20 protein-coding genes are annotated in these 19,129 nt (G+C 68.9%); 9 read left to right on the top strand and 11 right to left on the bottom strand.

From position 1 onward, the window contains the following. From VNT59_RS11640 to VNT59_RS11610, 7 genes are all read left to right on the top strand, one after another. The coding region (locus tag VNT59_RS11640; RefSeq protein WP_325498574.1) for a methylmalonyl-CoA mutase family protein at nt 1-372 on the top strand (372 nt) is incomplete at its 5' end. Nucleotides 373-374: 2 nt separating this feature from the next. Further along, the gene (locus VNT59_RS11635; RefSeq protein WP_325498573.1) at nt 375-869 is read left to right on the top strand and encodes a thioesterase family protein; all 495 of its coding nucleotides are present in this window, start codon (nt 375-377) and stop codon (nt 867-869) included. A gap of 128 nt (nt 870-997) precedes the next feature. Continuing rightward, nucleotides 998-1,771, top strand: coding sequence for an ABC transporter ATP-binding protein (locus VNT59_RS11630; RefSeq protein WP_325498572.1), 774 nt, complete (start codon nt 998-1,000; stop codon nt 1,769-1,771). Continuing rightward, complete coding sequence (locus tag VNT59_RS11625) at nt 1,771-2,475, top strand: ABC transporter ATP-binding protein (RefSeq protein ID WP_325498571.1); 705 nt, start codon at nt 1,771-1,773, stop codon at nt 2,473-2,475. The genes VNT59_RS11630 and VNT59_RS11625 overlap by 1 nt, the downstream gene beginning before the upstream one ends. Before the next feature lie 34 nt (nt 2,476-2,509). Continuing rightward, entirely contained in the window at nt 2,510-3,718 is a 1,209-nt protein-coding gene (locus VNT59_RS11620) for an ABC transporter substrate-binding protein (protein WP_414708383.1), read from the top strand. A gap of 51 nt (nt 3,719-3,769) precedes the next feature. Beyond that, entirely contained in the window at nt 3,770-4,657 is an 888-nt protein-coding gene (locus tag VNT59_RS11615; protein WP_325498569.1) for a branched-chain amino acid ABC transporter permease, read from the top strand. Between the two features lie 3 nt (nt 4,658-4,660). Continuing rightward, nucleotides 4,661-5,677: a branched-chain amino acid ABC transporter permease gene (locus tag VNT59_RS11610; RefSeq protein WP_325498568.1), complete on the top strand. Its 1,017-nt coding sequence runs from the start codon at nt 4,661-4,663 to the stop codon at nt 5,675-5,677. A gap of 120 nt (nt 5,678-5,797) precedes the next feature. On the opposite strand, the gene VNT59_RS11605 is transcribed toward VNT59_RS11610, so the two are convergent. The 7 genes from VNT59_RS11605 to VNT59_RS11575 all read right to left on the bottom strand — a co-directional run bounded on the left by VNT59_RS11605 (nt 5,798) and on the right by VNT59_RS11575 (nt 11,837). After that, entirely contained in the window at nt 5,798-6,748 is a 951-nt protein-coding gene (locus tag VNT59_RS11605) for a carbohydrate kinase family protein (RefSeq protein WP_325498567.1), read from the bottom strand. Between the two features lie 17 nt (nt 6,749-6,765). After that, a complete protein-coding gene (locus VNT59_RS11600; protein ID WP_325498566.1) occupies nt 6,766-7,785 on the bottom strand; it encodes a DUF3426 domain-containing protein in 1,020 nt (339 codons plus the stop codon). 53 nt (nt 7,786-7,838) lie between these two features. Continuing rightward, on the bottom strand, nt 7,839-8,720 hold the full coding sequence (gene prmA / locus VNT59_RS11595) for a 50S ribosomal protein L11 methyltransferase (protein WP_325498565.1): 882 nt from the start codon (nt 8,718-8,720) through the stop codon (nt 7,839-7,841). A gap of 13 nt (nt 8,721-8,733) precedes the next feature. Beyond that, a complete protein-coding gene (gene accC, locus VNT59_RS11590; protein WP_325498564.1) occupies nt 8,734-10,083 on the bottom strand; it encodes an acetyl-CoA carboxylase biotin carboxylase subunit in 1,350 nt (449 codons plus the stop codon). A gap of 19 nt (nt 10,084-10,102) precedes the next feature. Continuing rightward, on the bottom strand, nt 10,103-10,549 hold the full coding sequence (accB, locus tag VNT59_RS11585) for an acetyl-CoA carboxylase biotin carboxyl carrier protein (RefSeq protein ID WP_325498563.1): 447 nt from the start codon (nt 10,547-10,549) through the stop codon (nt 10,103-10,105). A 146-nt stretch (nt 10,550-10,695) separates the two neighbouring features. Then, nucleotides 10,696-11,250, bottom strand: coding sequence for a TlpA disulfide reductase family protein (locus tag VNT59_RS11580; RefSeq protein ID WP_325498562.1), 555 nt, complete (start codon nt 11,248-11,250; stop codon nt 10,696-10,698). Continuing rightward, nucleotides 11,247-11,837, bottom strand: coding sequence for a hypothetical protein (locus tag VNT59_RS11575; RefSeq protein WP_325498561.1), 591 nt, complete (start codon nt 11,835-11,837; stop codon nt 11,247-11,249). The genes VNT59_RS11580 and VNT59_RS11575 overlap by 4 nt, the downstream gene beginning before the upstream one ends. 70 nt (nt 11,838-11,907) lie before the next feature. Between VNT59_RS11575 and VNT59_RS11570 the strand changes: the two genes are divergently transcribed. Together VNT59_RS11570 and mpl are read left to right on the top strand one after the other, a co-directional pair. After that, nucleotides 11,908-13,539 (top strand): long-chain fatty acid--CoA ligase, encoded by a 1,632-nt coding sequence (locus VNT59_RS11570; protein ID WP_325498560.1) that lies wholly within the window; start codon nt 11,908-11,910, stop codon nt 13,537-13,539. Nucleotides 13,540-13,712: 173 nt separating this feature from the next. Beyond that, nucleotides 13,713-15,113 (top strand): UDP-N-acetylmuramate:L-alanyl-gamma-D-glutamyl-meso-diaminopimelate ligase, encoded by a 1,401-nt coding sequence (mpl, locus tag VNT59_RS11565; RefSeq protein WP_325498559.1) that lies wholly within the window; start codon nt 13,713-13,715, stop codon nt 15,111-15,113. Here mpl and VNT59_RS11560 read toward each other — a convergent pair. The 4 genes from VNT59_RS11560 to VNT59_RS11545 all read right to left on the bottom strand — a co-directional run. Then, nucleotides 15,099-16,160 (bottom strand): hypothetical protein, encoded by a 1,062-nt coding sequence (locus VNT59_RS11560; protein WP_325498558.1) that lies wholly within the window; start codon nt 16,158-16,160, stop codon nt 15,099-15,101. The genes mpl and VNT59_RS11560 overlap by 15 nt on opposite strands. A gap of 144 nt (nt 16,161-16,304) precedes the next feature. Beyond that, on the bottom strand, nt 16,305-17,429 hold the full coding sequence (locus VNT59_RS11555) for a 3-deoxy-7-phosphoheptulonate synthase (protein WP_325498557.1): 1,125 nt from the start codon (nt 17,427-17,429) through the stop codon (nt 16,305-16,307). Nucleotides 17,430-17,650: 221 nt separating this feature from the next. Further along, complete coding sequence (locus VNT59_RS11550; protein WP_325498556.1) at nt 17,651-18,205, bottom strand: hypothetical protein; 555 nt, start codon at nt 18,203-18,205, stop codon at nt 17,651-17,653. Nucleotides 18,206-18,233: 28 nt separating this feature from the next. Further along, nucleotides 18,234-19,129, bottom strand: an 896-nt coding sequence (locus VNT59_RS11545; protein WP_325498555.1) for a metallopeptidase TldD-related protein, incomplete at its 5' end; no start/stop codon positions are given.

Here is a 19,129-nt window from a genome sequence, read left to right as displayed (position 1 = left end):
GCGATGGAGACCGGCTACCAGCGAGGCCGGATCCAGGACGAGAGCCTGCACTACGAGATGCTGAAGCACACCGGCGAGCTGCCGATCATCGGCGTGAACACCTTCCGCAATCCCCACGGCGACCCGGTGCCGGGCAAGCTCGAACTGGCCCGCTCCACCGACGAGGAAAAGCGCAGCCAGCTGCAGCGCCTGCACGCCTTCCAGGCACGGCATGCCAAGGAAGCGCCGGCGATGCTGAGGCGGCTGCAACAGGCGGTGATCGACAACGGCAACGTGTTCGAAGTGCTGATGGACGCGGTGCGGGTCTGCTCGCTCGGCCAGATCACGAACGCCCTGTTCGAAGTCGGCGGCCAGTACCGCCGCAGCATGTAGCCATGGGCTCCGCTCTCCAGGACAGCCGGGCCCCCGCGTCGCGCGAGCGGCCGGTCACCTACCGCGGAACGGTCTATCCCTGGCACTGCGACCAGGTCGGCCACATGAACGTCATGTGGTACGTCGGCAAGTTCGACGAGGCCACCTGGAACCTGTTCCTGCTGGCGGGCATCACCCCGGGGTACCTGCGCGAGCACCGGCGCGGCATGGCCGCGGTGGACCAGCACATCGAATACCGGCGCGAGCTGCGGGCCGGGGACGTGGTGGCGATCCGGTCCGAAGTGCTGGCGATGGAAGCCCGCAAGATCCGCTTCCGGCACGAAATGACCAACGAGGAAACCGGGGAAATCGCCGCCGTGACGACCTTGCTGGGGGTCCACATGGACACCCAGGCCCGCAAGGCCTGCCCGTTCCCGGCCGGGATCGTCGAGCGTGGCCGCCAGCTCTGCGTCACGCCGGCGGCAGACCCTCCGCCCGGGCCGCTGACACACCCCTGACGGCGCGGGCCGCGGCAGCCCGCAAAACTACTTAGGGTCTTACCCCCTACCGCAGTGCAACACGCCTCCCTAGCATGGCGCATCCTGCGGGCGGCTGGGCGCCCGTTGTTGCACCACGGGAGCGCGATTTGTCGGGTGAGTTCATTCTCGAAACCACGGACTTGACCAAGGAGTTCAAGGGCTTCGTCGCCGTCAACAACGTGAACCTGAAGGTGCGGCGCGGGCACATCCACGCCCTCATCGGGCCCAACGGCGCCGGCAAGACGACGTTCTTCAACCTGTTGACCAAGTTCCTGCCGCCGACCCGCGGCACGATCACCTACCAGGGCGCCGACATCACCCACGAGAAGCCGGCGCAGACCGCGCGGCGCGGCATCGTCCGATCGTTCCAGATCTCGGCCGTCTTCCCGCACATGACCGTCCTGGAGAACGTGCGGGCCGCGCTGCAGCGCGCGCTCGGCACCTCGTTCCACTTCTGGAAGCCCGAGCGCTCGCTGTACCGGCTGCACGAGCGGGCCCGCGAACTGCTCGCGGCGGTGGACCTGCAGGACTTCGCCGACGAGATGACCGTGAACCTGCCCTACGGGCGCAAGCGCGCGCTCGAACTGGCGACCACCATGGCGCTCGAACCCGACCTGATGCTGCTGGACGAACCCACGCAGGGCATGGGCCACGAGGACGTGAGCCGCGTGACGCAGCTGATCAAGAAGGTCGCGGCGGGCCGCACCATCCTGATGGTGGAACACAACATGAACGTCGTCTCGACGATCGCCGACCGCATCACCGTGCTGCAGCGGGGCGCGGTGATCGCGGATGGCCCCTACGCTGAAGTGTCGAAGAATCCCCTGGTGATCGAAGCCTACATGGGCACCGCCGACACCGAGCTGGTGGGAGCCCACTGATGGCCGGCGAACTCCTCACCATCGAGAACCTGCATGCCTGGTACGGCGAGTCGCACGTGCTGCACGGCGTCAACATGACCGTCGGCGAAGGTGAAGTGGTGTCGATCCTGGGCCGCAACGGCGCCGGCCGCACCACCACGCTGCGGGCGATCGTCGGACTCACCGGCGCCCGCACGGGCTCCATCCGCATCCGTGGTCACGAAGCGATCAAGCTGCCGCCGCACCGCATCGCGCGGCTGGGGGTCGGCTACTGCCCCGAGGAGCGGGGCATCTTCGCCAGCCTGTCGGCCGAAGAGAACCTGCTGCTGCCGCCCGCGGTGGGCGCCAGCGGCATGAGCGTGGCCGAGATCTACGACATGTTTCCCAACCTCAAGGAGCGCGCGTCCAGCCCCGGTACCCGGCTGTCGGGCGGCGAGCAGCAGATGCTGGCCGTCGCGCGCATCCTGCGCACCGGCGCGCGCCTGCTGCTGCTGGACGAGATCTCCGAGGGCCTGGCGCCGGTGATCGTGCAGAAGCTGGCCGAGACCATCCGCACCCTCAAGGCCAAGGGCTACACCATCGTGCTGGTGGAGCAGAACTTCCGGTTCGCGGCGCCCCTGGCGGACCGCTTCTACGTGATGGAGCACGGCAAGATGGTGCGCGAGTTCGCGAACCACGAGCTGGCGCAGAACACCGCGATGCTGCAGGAATACCTGGGCGTCTGACCCCCCGTTTTTTCAGAAGGAGACCGACGTGAAAATCAAGAAACTCTTCGCCGCCTGCGGCCTGGCGTTCGGCGCCAGCCTGGCGGCCGTCGCCCCGGCGCACGCCCAGTTCTCGGGCGACGTGATCCGCATCGGGCTGATCACCGACATGTCGAGCGTCTACGCCGACATCGACGGCCAGGGCGGCGTCGAAGCGATCCGCATGGCGATCGCCGACATGGGCGGCAACGTCGCCGGCAAGAAGATCGAAGTGCTGTCGGCCGATCACCAGAACAAGCCCGACGTCGCGGCCACCAAGGCGCGCGAGTGGTTCGACACCCAGGGCCTCGACATGCTGATCGGCGGCACCAATTCCGGCACCAACCTGGCCATGGCCAAGGTGGCGGCGGAAAAGAAGAAGCCGTTCCTCTCGATCGGCGCGGCCACCTCCGCGCTGACCAACGACCAGTGCACGCCCTACACGCTGCACTGGGCCTATGACACGACGGCGCTGGCCAAGGGCACCGGCAACGCCGTGGTGAAGGCCGGCGGCAAGACCTGGTACTTCCTCACCGCCGACTACGCCTTCGGCCACCAGCTGCAAGCCGACACGACCAAGGTCGTCGAGGCCTCGGGCGGCAAGGTGGTGGGTTCCGTGCGCGCGCCGCTCAACGCCAGCGACTTCTCCTCCTTCCTGCTGCAGGCGCAGGGCAGCAAGGCCCAGATCCTGGGCCTGGCCAACGCCGGCGGCGACACGATCAACTCGATCAAGGCGGCCAACGAGTTCGGCATCACCAAGACGATGAAGCTGGCGGGCCTGCTGGTGTTCATCAACGACATCCACTCGCTGGGCCTGAAGACCACGCAGGGCCTGTACCTGACCGACAGCTGGTACTGGAACCAGAACGCGGAAACCCGCGCCTGGGCCCGCAAGTTCTTCGAGAAGGTCAAGCGCATGCCCTCGTCGATCCAGGCCGCCGACTATTCGGCGACCACCCAGTACCTGAACGCCGTGAAGGCCGTGGGCAGCGACGACGCCGAGAAGGTGCTCGGCCACATGAAGAAAGCCAAGTTCAACGACGTCTTCATGAAGGGCGGCTGGGTCCGCGGCGACGGCCGCGTGATCCACGACATGTACCTGATGCAGGTGAAGTCGCCCGACAAGTCCACCGAGCCGTGGGACTATTACAACGTCGTGCAGGTGTTCAAGGGCGAAGAGGCCTGGACCACCAAGGCCGAAAGCAAGTGCCCGCTCTGGAAGTAAGCAGATGACCAGCCGGGCCCGCTGCGGGCCCGGCTTTTCGAGGTTGATCACGTGACGGAAATCTTCGGCATCCCCATCCAGGCCTTTCTCGGCCAGCTGATGCTCGGACTGGTCAATGGCGCGTTCTACGCCATGCTCAGCCTGGGCCTGGCGGTCATCTTCGGCCTGCTGGACATCGTGAACTTCGCGCACGGCGCCCTGTACATGGTGGGTGCGTTCGCCGCCTGGATCATGCTCGACAAATGGGGCGTGAGCTACTGGGCCGCCCTGTTCATCGCCCCCCTGCTCGTGGGCGCCCTCGGCGTCGCCATCGAGCGGCTGTTTCTCAAGCGGCTGTACGGGCTCGACCCCCTGTACGGCCTGCTCCTGACCTTCGGCATCTCCCTGATCCTCGAAGGCATCTTCCGCGACCAGTACGGCGTCTCGGGCCAGTCCTATTCGGTGCCCGAGGCCCTCGCCGGCGCCACCAATCTGGGCTTCATGGTGCTGCCCAACTACCGGGCCTGGGTGGTGCTCGCCTCGGTGACGGTCTGCATCGGCACCTGGTTCCTGATCGAGCGCACGCGGCTGGGCGCCTACCTGCGGGCCGGCACCGAGAACGCCAAGCTGGTGCAGGCCTTCGGCGTCAACGTGCCGCTGATGGTGATGCTCACCTACGGCGCCGGCGCCGCCTTGGCGGCGCTGGCCGGCGTGCTCGCCGCCCCGGTGATCCAGGTGACCCCGCTGATGGGCTCCAACCTCATCATCGTGGTGTTCGCCGTCGTCGTGATCGGCGGCATGGGATCGATCATGGGATCGGTGATCACCGGGCTGGGCCTGGGCGTCATCGAAGGATTCACCCGCGTCTTCTACCCCGAGGCCTCCAACGTGGTCGTCTTCTTCATCATGGCCATCGTCCTGATGGTGCGGCCGGCAGGCCTGTTCGGCAAGGAGGCCTGAGCCATGTCTGCCCAACCCGCCACCCTCGCCCAGGCCCCGGCCGGCACCGCGCCCGCGGCCGACCCGTCGGGCATCAGCCGCGCCAGCCGCGTCACCTACCTGGTGCTGCTGGCCCTGGCCGTGCTCGCGCCGGTGATCGGCCTGTACCCGGTGTTCGTGATGAAGCTGCTGTGCTTCGCGCTGTTCGCCTGCGCTTTCAACCTGCTGCTGGGATTCACCGGCCTGCTGTCGTTCGGACACGCCGCGTTCTTCGGCTTCGCCGCCTACGTCGGCGGCTGGCTCGTCAAGGCCCAGCACTGGACGCCCGAGCTGGGCATGCTGGCCGGCACCGCCACCGGCGCCCTGCTCGGCTTCCTGTTCGGGCTGGTCGCGATCCGGCGCCAGGGCATCTACTTCGCCATGATCACGCTGGCCCTGGCGCAAATGGTGTTCTTCGTCTGCCTGCAGGCGCCGTTCACCGGCGGCGAGGACGGCTTGCAGGGCGTGCCGCGCGGCAAGCTGTTCGGCGTGCTCTCGCTGGCGTCGGACACGACGATGTACTACGTCGTCCTCGCGATCTTCGTGTTGTGCTTTCTGGCCATCCTGCGGATCGTCACCTCGCCGTTCGGCCAGGTACTCAAGATGATCCGCGAAAACGAGCCGCGCGCGGTATCGCTCGGCTACGAGGTCGACCGCTACAAGATGCTGGCGTTCGTGCTCTCGGCCGCGCTGGCCGGGCTCGCCGGTTCGTTGAAGACCATCATCATGGGCTTCGCCTCGCTGACCGACGTCCACTGGGCCATGTCCGGCGAGGTCATCCTGATGAGCCTGCTGGGCGGCGTCGGGACGTTCTTCGGCCCCGTGCTCGGCGCCGGCATCGTGATCGCGCTGCAGGACAACCTGGCCGACAAGGTCGGCGCCTGGGTGAACGTGATCATCGGCGTGATCTTCGTGGTGTGCGTGCTGGCGTTCCGCAAGGGCGTGGTCGGCGAGTTGCACGCCTGGATGGAGCGCCGTCGGGCCCGCGCCCGCGCCTCCTGACCGTCAGCCTCGGGGACTTCGCGGGCGCGGCGTCTGTCGCGTCGCGCGCCGGCGGCTACGTGGTCGGCGCGACCACCGTGGTCGACGGCGATGCGACGCTCGCCCGCGGCTGGCGGGCGTTCAGCGGACGGTCGGCGGCGCCGGCCGCGCCGTGCCGGCGGACGCAAGTTGCACCGGCGGACGCAGCCGGTCCAGGGTGTAGTTCTGCGGACCGCGGCTGGCGATCTTGATGGCGCCCACCTGGTTGCCCAGCCGCGCGCAGCGCTCCAGCGACCAGCCCTGCTCCAGGCCATGGAGCAGCGCCCCGCGCCAGGCGTCGCCGCAGCCGGTCGGGTCGACCACCTCGTGCGCGCGCACCGGCGGCACCACCGTCTTTTCGCCGCGGATCCACACTTCGCAGCCTTCGTGTCCCAGCGTCACGATCAGCCCCTCCACGCGCCTGGAGATCTCCGCACTCGACCAGCCGGTGCGCTCGCAGAGCATCTTGCCCTCGTAGTCGTTGACCGTCACCCAGGTGGCCTGGTCGATGAAGCCGGCCAGCTCGCGGCCGTCGAACATCGGCAGCCCCTGGCCCGGATCGAACACGAACGGGATGCCGGCCGCCGCGAACTGGCGCGCATGTTCGAGCATCGCGTCGCGCCCGTCCGGCGAGATGATCCCCAGCTTGACGTCCGGGCGCGCTTCCACCTTGGTGACGTGCGCGTGCATCATCGCGCCGGGATGGAACGCCGTGATCTGGTTGTTGTCGCGGTCGGTCATGATCATCGCCTGCGCGGTGTAGGTCTCGTCGACCTCGCGCACGTACTCGGTGCTGATGCCCAGCGCGTGCAGCCGCGCGATGTAGCCGTAGCCGTCGCTGCCGACGGTGGCCATCGGCAGCGGCTGGCCCCCCAGCAGCTTCAGGCTGTACGCGATGTTGCCGGCGCAGCCGCCGAAGTCGCGGCGCAGGGCCGGCACCAGGAACGACACGTTCAGGATGTGCAGTTGCTCCGGCAGGATCTGCTCGGCGAAGCGGCCCTCGAAGGTCATGATGGTGTCGAAGGCGAGGGAGCCACAGATCAACGCTGCCATGGATTGTTCCGGTGAGTTCAGGGATAGAAGGCCAGCACGCGGTAGCCCGCGACGCGGCCGGCGACCGCATTGTCGGCGACGCCCAGCGCCACCGTGCCGGACCAGTCCGAAGCGGGGGCGATCGCCGCCCGGGCGGCCAGGTCGGCCGGCATCAGCACGCGCCGCAGCACCGGCTGCTCGTCGCTGTCGGTGAGCGTCAGCTCCAGAGCTGGCATCGCCACTTCGGTGCGGGCCCGATTCTTCAGGGTGACCTGCAGCCGGTAGGCGTCCGGCCGCAGCTTGTTGAACGACGAACTGTCGATGGCGATCGCGTCGATGTCGCGCGGCGGGCCGATGCGGCACCCCAGCGGCTCGCACAGGCGCGCGAGCCAGGGCCGCAGCGCCGGCTCGGCCGCGGCCAGTCGATCGCGCTCGTGCATGGCCACCTGGCCCACCAGCAGCGCCGCCAGCGCCAGCAGCACGAACAGCAGCGACGCCCGCACCGCCGGCCGGCCCCACAATGCCTGGCGCCGCGCCTGCCGCACGAAGGTGAGGTCCTGCAGTTCGTCTTCCGGCGGGTGGGACGACGCCACCGCCTCGCGCGGCATCAGCTCGCCCGGCCCGCTCAGGTCTTCACGCCGCAGCGCGAACGGCTGGTCGCGCGGATCTTCCTGCAGCGCCCGCGCCTCCTCGGCGAACTGCGCCGAGTCAGGCTCCGGGGGCAGCACGGACTCGTCGATCTCCGACTGGATGGACAGGGGCTCGGACGGCCCGTCCGCGCTGGCCTCGCCGGTCGGCAGGGAATCGTCGGCCGCCGGCTCCGACAGGGGCGGGGCGTCGGCGGCCAGCAGCGTTGGAGCTTCGTGCGCCGCGTCCGCTCCGGGCGGCGAAATCGACGGCGTGTCGGCGGCCGCGCTGCCCGGCTGCAAGTGCGCCGCCGCATCGAAAACCTCGGCGCAGTGGCCGCAGCGCACCCACCCTTCCGACACCCGGAGCTGGTCCGGCACCACTTTGAACATCGTGGCGCAGGCGGGGCAGCGCGTGATCAGGGCCGGCATCAGCGAGCGATTCTACCGACGGGCCTGCCGGCCGCAGCCCGGGCGCGGAGGGCTCAGAGCCGGGCGGTCATGAGGATCCAGCCCTCTTCGCGATCGCTCACTTCGAGCCGGGCCAACGGCGCGTACGCCGCCTTCAGTTCGTCGGCCTGCCGCTCCAGGATGCCGGCCAGGACGAGCGATCCGCCGGGCGCGACATGGCCGCACAGCAGCGGCGCCAGCATCTTCAGCGGCGTGGCGAGGATGTTAGCCAGCACCGTGCGGTAGCGGCCGTTGGCCACGTCCGGCAGACCGGTCGTGATCTGCACGCCGTTGGCGACCGCGTTCGCCTGTGCCGCCTCCACCGCCGCCGGATCGATGTCGACCGCGTCGACCGAGGTCGCGCCGAACCGGGCCGCCGCGATGGCGAGGATCCCCGAGCCGCAGCCGTAATCGAGCACCCGCTGGCCCTGCATGGGTTGGGTCGCGATCCAGCGCAGGCACATGCGCGTCGTGGGATGGGTGCCGGTTCCGAACGCGAGGCCGGGGTCGAGCCGGATGATCCGGCGAGCCGCGGCCGGCGGCTCGTGCCAGGTCGGCACGATCCAGAAGTCGGCGGTGATCGCCACCGGGGCGAACTGCGACTGCGTGAGCCGCACCCAGTCCTGGTCGGCCACCGCCGCGATCCCCAGCACCTCGCAGCCGGCGAAGAAATCCTGCGGCTGCAGCAGTCGCACCGCCTCCCGCGCGCCGGCCTCGGCCGCGAACAGCGCGGTCACGCGCGAGCGCTGCCAGCCGGCTTTGGGCGGCGGCAGGCCCGGCTCGCCGAACAGCGCGTGTTCGGCGTCCGTCTGGGCGTCGGCGTCCTCCACCGAGACGCTCAAGGCGTCCAGCGCCTCGAGCGCATCGCTCAGCGCCTCGACCCGGTCCTCGGGACAGAGCAGTCCGAGTTCGAACATCGCGCCGATGCGGCTAGCGCTTGTGATGCGCCAGCCACTCCTCGAGGTAATGGATGTTGGTGCCGCCCTGGCAGAACTTGGCGTCCACGGTGAGCTCGCGGTGCAGCTGGATGTTGGTGTTGATGCCCTCGACCACCGTCTCCAGCAGCGCCGTGCGCATGCGCGCCAGCGCCTCGTCGCGCGTGTCGCCGTGGACGATGATCTTGCCGATCATCGAGTCGTAGTTCGGCGGCACGAAGTAGTTGGTGTACACGTGCGAATCGACGCGCACGCCGGGTCCGCCCGGCGCGTGCCACATGGTGATGCGACCCGGCGACGGCATGAACGTGTAGGGATCCTCCGCGTTGACGCGGCATTCGATCGCGTGGCCCCGCAGCTGGATGTCGCGCTGGGAGAACGGCAGCTTCTCGCCGGCCGCCACCATGATCTGGGTCTTGACGATGTCGACGCCGCTGATCAGCTCGGTGACGGGGTGCTCCACCTGCACCCGGGTGTTCATCTCGATGAAGTAGAACTCGCCGTTCTCGTACAGGAACTCGAAGGTGCCCGCGCCGCGGTAGCCGATGCGCTTGCAGGCGGCCACGCAGCGTTCGCCGATCTTGTCGATCAGCTTGCGCGGAATGCCGGGCGCCGGTGCCTCCTCCATGATCTTCTGGTGGCGCCGCTGCATCGAGCAGTCGCGCTCGCCCAGGTACACCGCGTTCTTGTGCTTGTCGGCCAGGATCTGGATTTCGATGTGGCGCGGGTTCTGGAGGAACTTCTCCAGGTACACGGCGGGGTTGCCGAAGGCCGCGCCGGCCTCGGCCTTGGTCATCTGCACCGCGTTGATCAGCGCCGCCTCGGTATGCACGACGCGCATGCCGCGGCCGCCGCCACCGCCGGCCGCCTTGATGATCACCGGGTAGCCCACGGTCTTGGCCAGCCGCCGGATCGCCACCGGGTCATCCGGCAGTTCGCCGTCCGAGCCGGGCACGCACGGCACCCCCGCCTTGATCATGGCCTGCTTGGCGGCGACCTTGTCGCCCATGATCCGGATCGACTCGGGCGTGGGGCCGATGAACTGGAAGCCGCTCTTTTCGACGCGTTCGGCGAAATCCGCATTCTCGGAGAGAAAGCCGTAGCCGGGGTGGATCGCCTCGGAGTCGGTGACCTCGGCGGCCGAGATGATCGCCGGCATGTTGAGGTAGCTCTGCGCGGACGGCGCGGGGCCGATGCACACCGCCTCCTCCGCCAGCTTCACGTACTTGGCCTCGCGGTCGGCTTCCGAATAGACCATCACCGCCTTGACGCCGAGTTCACGGCAGGCGCGCTGGATGCGAAGGGCGATTTCTCCCCGGTTCGCGATCAGTATTTTCTTGAACATGAATGAGGCGTCCTCGTCCTCACTCGATGGTGAACAGGGGCTGCCCGTACTCCACGGCCTGGCCGTTTTCGCAGAAGACCTGGGTGATGGTGCCCGACTTGTCGGCCTCGATCTCGTTCAGGATCTTCATCGCTTCGATGATGCAGACCGTGTCCCCCTCCTTCACCTGGCTGCCGATCTCGACGAACGCCTTGGCGCCCGGCGAGGCGGCGCGGTAGAAGGTCCCCACCATCGGCGACTTCACCGTGTGACCCGCCGGTGCCTCGACCGCGGGCGCCGCCGGCGCGGCAGGGGCAGCCGCGGCGGCCGCCGGCATGGCCGGCAGTACCTGGGCTGCTGGCGGCTGGTACCCGGCGCCGCCGCCCTTGACGATTCTGACCTTGCCCTCGGCCTCGGTGATTTCGAGTTCGGAGACGTTGGATTCCGAGACGAGGTCGATCAGGGTCTTGAGTTTGCGCAAGTCCATAGGCCCTCCTGTGCGCGAGCGAAATCAAGCGAATTTACAGCAATTTGCATGTATTTTCCGCTTTTTTCATTAAGTTCTGGTTATTTCGGCGCATTGCCGAGCATGCTGCTCGGCGCAGCGGCCGCCGGGCGAGCTCTGCTTCGCCCTTAGCGCAACGACTGCCAACGATCCAGGTCGGCGGCCGTGACGCGGCCCATTCTACGCTGCAGCACCCGGCCGTCGGCGCCGACCACCACGGTGAAGGGCAGGCCGTTGGCGAGGTTGCCCAATGCGCGACTCAATTCCTGGCCCCCGGCCGCCGCCAGCCCGATCGGAAAAGCGACCGGCACGCGGCCCAGGAAGGCGCGCACGGGGTCGGCCTGATCGATCGCCAAGCCGACCACTTGCCAGCCGTTGGCGGCATGTTGGCGGTAGAAACCGTCGAGCAGCGGCATTTCCTCAACGCACGGCGGACACCAGGTGGCCCAGAAATTCAGCAGCAGCGGCCGACCTTTCAGGCTGGCCATGGCCAGCGTCGATCCGGCCGGTGTCGCAAACGCCAGGGGCCAGAGGGCATCAGCCGCATCGGCGCCGCCATCGTGCGGCCGAAACCTGCGCCAGGCCAGGCCCGCCCCCGCCATGGCGGCCGCCGCGGCCACGCCGGCGTACAACAGCGCGCGCCGGCCGCGCTGGTCCGGGGGCGGCGTCGCCGGCGCGCTCACCGCGCCGTCTCCACCAGCGCCCGCACCGCAGCGAGATCCCCGCGCGGGGTGCGGCCCTTGGCGTCGGCCCGCAACGCCCCGCGTACGTCGTCGTGGTCGTAGATCATCAGATGCACGCCGATCGGCTCGCCAAGTTCCTCGCTCATGCTCGACAGGCTGAGCGCCTCGACCGGCTCGCCGTTGAAGCCGGTCACCGTCCTGGCCTCGTAGTCGACGTTGTGCTCGATCAGCGCCAGCTCGGCCGACTTCGGGTCGTCGCAGAACAGTTGCAGGTAGATGTCCGACAGGCGCGTGGCCGTGCCGTGCCAGACCGCCCCGCCCAGGTGCGGACGGAACTGTTCCAGCCGTTCCATCCAGCGCAGCGCCAGCCGGCGCAAAGCGGCCAGTTCCTGCGGCTGGGTGTCGGCGCAGAAGATCTGGATGTACTCCTGGACAGCGTCCTCGACCGCGTCGTTGTCGGGCAGCGCGCTGCGGGCGCTCACGCCCAGCTGCTTGACGGCGCGCCGCTTGGCGGGGCCGTACTCCAGCCCTTCCTCCACGACCATCCGCGCCGCGGCCGCGGCGATTTCCGATTTCAGGGCGTCCATATGGGGGTGATTCTGCATTGATTCCCGGCCCTCCGGCTCCTACAGTGCGATGCCCACCCAGGAGGTCCGGATGCAAAGCACGATGATGCACACGCCGCTGTCGCTCAACCATCTGCTCGAGCGCGCGGGACGCCTGTTCGCCGGCAACGAAATCGTCTCGCGCCTGCCGGACAAGCAGTTGCGGCGGCACACCTTCGGCGAGTACTACCGGCGCACCCGCGCGCTCGCCGCCGCGCTGCAGGCGCTCGGGCTGCGCAAGGGCGACCGGGTGGCCACCCTGTGCTGGAACCACCACGCGCATCTGGAGTGCTATTTCGGCATCCCCGCCGCCGGCGGTGTCATGCACACCCTGAACCTGCGACTGGCGCCGCAGGAACTGGGCTGGATCGCCGGCGACGCCGAGGACCGGTTCCTGATCGTCGACGACGTCCTGCTGCCGCTGTACCGGCAATTCGCGCACCTGCACCGGTTCGAGCGGGTGATCGTCGTGCCCTTCTCGGGCGCCCCGGTGCCGCCGGCGTTCGCCGACTACGAGGCGCTGCTGGCCGCCGCGCAGCCCGACGCCTTCGACTACGCGCCGCACGGGGAGGACGACCCGGTCGCGATGTGCTACACGTCGGGCACCACGGGCCGGCCCAAGGGCGTGGTCTACTCGCATCGCTCGACGGTGCTGCACACCCTGGTGGCCAGCCTGGGCGACTTCTGGGGACTGCGCGGCACCGACGTGGTCCTGCCGGTCACGCCGATGTTCCATGCCAACAGCTGGGGCATGCCGTACGGCGCCGTGATGATGGGGGTCAAGCTGGTTTTTCCCGGCCCGCACCTGCACCCTGACGACCTGCTGGACCTGATCCAGCAGGAGCCGCCGACGCTGTCGCTCGGCGTGCCGACCATCTGGATGGCGCTGATCCAGGCCTACGAGGCGGCGCAGGCGCCCGGGTCGCCCAATCACGGCCGCTGGCAGCTGCCGCGGGGCATGCGCTCGCTGGTGGGGGGCGCGGCCGTTCCCGAAGCGCTGATCCGGGCGTTCGACCGGCATGGCATCAGGATCATGCAGGGCTGGGGCATGACGGAGACCTCACCGGTCTGCACGATTTCCTATCCGCGCGCCGAACTGCGCGACGCCGACGCCGACGAGCGGTTCCGCCGCGCGGCCATGGCCGGCGTGCCGGTGCCGCTGGTCGACCTGCGGGTGCGCGGCGGCGACGGCAGCGACCAGCCGTGGGACGGCACCAGCGTGGGCGAGATCCACGTGCGCGGGCCGTTCATCACCGGCAGCTATCACAAGGTCCCGGTGGAACGCGACAAGTTCACCGAGGACGGCTGGCTGCGCACCGGCGACGTGGCCTCGGTCGACCCGCTCGGCTTCGTCAAGATCTCGGACCGGACCAAGGACCTGATCAAGTCGGGGGGCGAGTGGATTTCTTCGGTCGACCTGGAAAACGCGATCATGGCGTTCCCTTCGGTGGCCGAAGCGGCGGTGATCGCCGTGCCGGACGAGAAATGGGGCGAGCGCCCGCTGGCCTGCGTCGTGCTCAAGCCGGACCGGCAGACGACGCCGGCGCAGTTCAACGACCATCTGCTGGCGCACGGCTTCGCCAAATGGCAGCTGCCGGACCGCTACGAGTTCATCGACGCGGTGCCGCGCACGTCGACCGGCAAGTTCTGGAAGGTGAAGCTGCGGGAGCGGTTTGCGCGCTGACTGCGAACCCAACAGCCGAACGCGGAGTGCGCAAAGGGACGCAAAGGACGCAGAAGAATTCAAGAAATCTCTTTGGGTCTTTTCGCGTTTTCTGCGTCTTCCGCGCCCTTTGCGTTCGGCTGTTGGGTTTGCGTCGCCGGCGATCCGGATTTCCTCCCCTCGATAATCGAGGGATGCACATCCATATTCTTGGCATCTGCGGCACGTTCATGGGAGGCCTGGCCGCACTCGCCCGCGAGGCTGGGCACCGGGTCACCGGCTGCGACACCGGCGTGTACCCGCCGATGAGCGACCAGCTGCGGGCGCTGGGGATCGACCTCATCGAAGGCTACGGCGCCGACCAGCTCGCCCTCCGGCCCGACCTGTGGGTGGTCGGCAACGTCGTCTCCCGCGCCCGGCTGGCCGACGGCACGCCCCGCTACCCGCTGATGGAGGCGCTGCTCGATGAAGGGCTGCCCTACACCAGCGGCCCCCAGTGGCTGTCGGAGCACCTGCTGCCGGGCCGCCACGTGCTGGCTGTCGCCGGCACGCACGGCAAGACCACCACCACCTCGATGCTGGCCTGGATCCTGGAACACGCCGGCCTGCAACCGGGCTTCCTGGTCGGGGGCGTGCCGGCCAACTTCGGCGTCTCGGCGCGCCTGGGCGGCCGCGCCGCGCCCGGCGGCCGGCCGCTGTTCGTGATCGAAGCCGACGAATACGACACCGCCTTCTTCGACAAGCGCAGCAAGTTCGTCCATTACCGCCCGCGCACGGCGGTCCTGAACAACCTGGAGTTCGACCACGCCGACATCTTCGACGATCTGGCCGCCATCGAGCGCCAGTTCCATCACCTGGTGCGTACCGTGCCCGCCAGCGGGCGGGTCGTGGTCAACGGACTCGAGGAAAGCCTGGCCCGGGTGCTGCACCAGGGCTGCTGGAGCGAACTGCGCAGCTTCGGCGCCGCCGTCAGCGACTTGCGCGCCGAAGGCGAGCCGCACAGCTTCGAAGTCCTGGAACGCGGCCAGCCGCGCGGCCGGGTCGACTGGGAGCTCACCGGCACCCACAACCAGCTCAACGCGCTGGCCGCCATCGCCGCCGCCGATCATGTGGGGGTGACGCCCGCGGCGGCCGCCCGCGCGCTGGGCGAGTTCCGCAACGTCAAGCGCCGCATGGAGCTGCGCGGCACGGTGCGCGGCATCGCCGTCTACGACGACTTCGCCCACCATCCAACCGCCATCCGCACCACGCTCGACGGCCTGCGTCGCAAGCTGGCCGGCGGCGGTTCGACCGGACGCATCCTGGCGGTGTTCGAGCCCCGCAGCAACACGATGAAGCTGGGCAGCATGAAGGCGCAGCTGCCCTGGAGCCTGGAGCCGGCCGATCTGGCCTTCTGCCATGGCCAGGGGCTGGGCTGGGACGCCAGCGAGGCACTGGCGCCCATGGGCGCCAAGGCGCAAGTCGCCCCATCGCTCGACGAACTGGTGCACCGAGTGGCTGCCGCGGCCCGGCCGGGCGATCAGGTCGTCTGCATGAGCAACGGCTCCTTCGGCGGCATCCACGCCAGGCTGCTCGACGCCCTAGGAAAGCGCTAGCTCGTCGCCATCCGGGGGCCGCCGTGGCCGCCGCTCCAGCATGGCGGGCGCAGTCAGATCGAGTCGCGGCCGCGGCGGCGGCGACTGCTCACCGGGCCCGGCGCTCTCCGGCCAGAGCCCGAGCGAATTCGAGACGTCGTCGGGCGGTTGCGATGCCAGTTCCGGCGTGGTGGTCACCGAGCCGGCGTAGAAGAGACAGGCGAGGTCATGCGCGAGCTGCTCGGGCGGCACCCGGGTGCGTTCCTGCAGCGAGCGCAGCGTGCCCGATCCGGTCGACAGCTCGCGCAGCAGCACCAGCTGCGAGTCGCGCAGCCAGTTCATCGGCACCCGCGGCACGTGCCGGTAGTAGATGGCTGCCGTGCGATAGCGCGGCGGCAGCATGTCGCGGTCGGTCCGGCGCACGTAGTTCCACGCGAGCTCGGTGACGGTGCACACGGCAAAGCCCGGCGGCGTCTGGCCGGCGGCCGTCGGCCGCCGCTCCCAGGTCGCCCCCCACAGGTGCTGCGGGTGCGCCCGCGGGGAAATGGCCACCTGCCCCTGCTGAAAATCGAGCACGGCCAGCAGGGTGCCGCGCTGGCTGAGGTGGTAGATGCCGCGCCGCTCCTCGCTTTCGCGCTGCAGCAGCAGCGCGCCGATCACGAAGCGCGCGCGCACCGGCAGCAGCCACTGTTCGAAACGCTGCAGCGCCTGGTGGATGCTCTGGTCGTCGGCCGGATCGAACAGGCACAACGCCTCCAGGTTGTTCGGCGCGAGCGGCTTGGCAAAGGCCAGCGGCCGCTTCACCTCGCCGAGTTCCAGCCGCAGCGTGTGCTCGGTGGGCAGGCCCGGCCCGATCTTCAGCCGGTTGCCGCCGGTCAGGCTGCATTTGGCGCCGTTGACCCACCATCCGTCGGCATCGCCGAACGGGCTCAGCCGCCAACGGCAGGAACCGGCGGCCCGGCCAATCGAGGTTTCGAGCGCCTTGCGCTGCGCCGGCGCGAAGCCGGTCATGCCCAGCCACAGCACGGGTTGCTCCTGGGCCCGGCCGGCCGGCACTGGTCCTGCCATGAATCGTCCCCCTTTCTTCTCCGATCCGGCGCGCGAAGCAAGACCGCTGCCTGGCGCCGCCTGACCGTCCCTGCGCGATTCTGAAGCTTTTCCGCACGATTTCAAAGCTTCGTGCGGCGGGCCATGCCGGCGCGCGCCGGCGGGTCAGCGGGCGCGGCGCGCCTTCACTGCATCGGACATGGTCTCCAGCACCTGCAGCGAATCGTCCCAGCCCAGGCAGGCGTCGGTGATGCTGCGGCCGTATTCCAGGCGCCGGGGATCGTCCTTGCCGGGCGTGAACTTCTGCGCGCCGGCCTGCAGGTGGCTTTCCACCATGATGCCGAACACGCTGTGCGAGCCGCCGGCGATCTGCCCGCCGATGTCGCGGGCGACGTCGACCTGGCGGGCGTGCTGCTTGCTGCTGTTCGCGTGGCTGCAGTCCACCATCAGCGTCGGCGGCAGCTTGGCCGCCTCCAGCTCCCGGCACGCCGCGCCGACGCTGCCGGCGTCGTAGTTCGGCTCCTTGCCGCCGCGCAGGATCACGTGGCAATCCCGGTTGCCGTTGGTCTGCACGATCGCCACCTGGCCGTTCTTGTGCACCGACAGGAAGTGATGCCCGCGGGCGGCGGCCTGGATCGCATCGGTGGCGATCCGGATGTTGCCGTCGGTGCCGTTCTTGAACCCGATCGGCGCCGAGATGCCCGAGGCCAGTTCGCGATGGACCTGGCTCTCGGTGGTGCGCGCGCCGATCGCGCCCCACGAGATCAGGTCGCCGATGTACTGCGGCGAGATCACGTCGAGGAATTCGCTGCCGGCCGGCAACCCGAGCCGGTTGATCTCGATGAGCAGCTGGCGCGCGATGCGCAGCCCCTCGTCGATGCGGTAGCTTTCGTCGAGGTAGGGATCGTTGATCAGCCCCTTCCAGCCCACCGTGGTGCGCGGCTTCTCGAAATACACGCGCATGACGATCTCGAGCGAGCCGCTGTAGCGGTCGCGCGCCTGCTTCAGCCGCTTGCCGTACTCCAGCGCCGCGGCCGGGTCGTGGATCGAGCACGGGCCGATCACGACCAGCAGGCGGTCGTCCTTGCCCGCCATGATGTTGTGGATGTTGCGGCGCGTCTGGGTGATCAGCGCCTCCACCGCCGTCCCGCGGATCGGGAAGAAGCGAATCAGGTGTTCCGGAGGCGGCAGCACGGTGATGTCCTTGATGCGTTGGTCGTCGGTCTGGCTGGTCTTGTCGACGGGACGCGCGTGCCAGGCATCGCTGGCGGTGGAGGCTGGAACGTTCACTGGCTGGCTCCTGATGGAAATCGGGCGTGGCAAAAAAAAACCGCCGGGGTGACCGGCGGTTGTTGGGGAGTTCGTCTCGCGTCTTTTCGGGTGCGTTCAGAGCTCTCGGCCGCCGGAGGGGCTGGAGAACCAAAAGTAGCCAAAAAAATAAGCGCGGGTCGGACCCATGGAAGGCAATGTATCACATCCACGGCGCGGGCCCGGGCCCCCGCCCTTCGCCTTCACAGGCGCAGCTTGCGCCACCAGCGAATGGCGCGCTGCACCTGCGGCTCAGGCAGCGAACCGAGCCCCGATTCGGCATGGTCGGCGTCGCCGACCCACTGCTCGTACATGTCGATCAGCAGCATGCCTTCGCCGAGCGTGCGCCAGCTCACCAGCTCGAAATCCTCCGCCGTCAGCAGCAGTTCGGCGCTGCGTGGACCGCCGTCGAGCAGCCACTGGCCGATCAGCACCCGGAAATTGGTGAGCGCCTGCAGATAGCCGCCGTACTCGTAGAGCCCGCGCCAGGGCAGGGCCAGGTCGACGATCTGGTTGCGATGGGCCCGCAGCACGGTGAGCAGGTCCACCAGCAGCGGGGCGACGGTGCTGCGCTCGCGGTTGGTGCGCAGCGCGAGGATGATCGCCTCGATGCGCTCGGCGAGCCGGCGCATGCCGTCGGAAATCTGCCGGCACTCCCGGTCGTCGCCGCTGCCGCGCAGGAACCGACTGAGCTGGTCGAAGGACCTGACGGTCGGCAGGTTGGTGGTCGAATCCAGCCGGAGCCGCGACTGCGTCATGGCAGGATCCTTCCGTGTCCAGGTGCCGTCAGGCGGTGCCGCCGACGGTGAGCCCGTCGATGCGCAGCGTGGGCTGGCCGACACCCACCGGCACGCTCTGGCCTTCCTTGCCGCAGGTGCCGACCCCGCTGTCCAGCGCCATGTCGTTGCCGATCATCGTCACGCGGGTCAGTGCATCGGGTCCGTTGCCCACGATGGTCGCGCCCTTGACGGGATACTTGATCTTGCCGTTCTCCACCCAGAACGCCTCGCTGGCCGAGAACACGAACTTGCCGGAGGTGATGTCCACCTGGCCGCCGCCGAAGTTGGTGGCGTACAGGCCCTTCTTCATGCTGGCCACGATCTCCTCGGGGGCCTTGTCGCCGCCCAGCATGTAGGTGTTGGTCATGCGCGGCATCGGCACGTGCGCGTAACTCTCGCGCCGGCCATTGCCGGTCGGCGCCACGCCCATCAGCCGCGCATTGAGCGAATCCTGGATGTAGCCGCGCAGGATGCCGTCCTCGATCAGCACGGTGCGCTGGCTGACGTTGCCCTCGTCGTCCACGTTGAGCGAGCCGCGCCGGTCAGCCAGGGTGCCGTCGTCGAGCACCGTCACGCCCTTGGCGGCGACGCGCTGGCCGATGCGGCCGGAGAACGCGCTGGAGCCCTTGCGGTTGAAGTCGCCTTCGAGGCCGTGGCCGATCGCCTCGTGCAGGAGCACTCCGGCCCAGCCGGAGCCCATCACGACGGGCATTTCGCCCGCCGGGGCTGCAACGGATTCGAGGTTCACCAGCGCCTGCGCAAGCGCCATGTCGATCGCGCGGTTCCAGGTCGCCTCGTCGAACAGGCGGTTGAAGTCGTAGCGCCCGCCAAGCCCGTGGAAGCCCAATTCCCGGCGGCCGTTCTGCTCGGCGACGATCGAGACGTTGAGGCGCACCAGCGGGC

Source organism: Ramlibacter sp. (assembly GCF_035554825.1).
Lineage (GTDB): Bacteria > Pseudomonadota > Gammaproteobacteria > Burkholderiales > Burkholderiaceae_C > Ramlibacter.
This window is presented reverse-complemented; position numbering and strand designations above follow the sequence as displayed.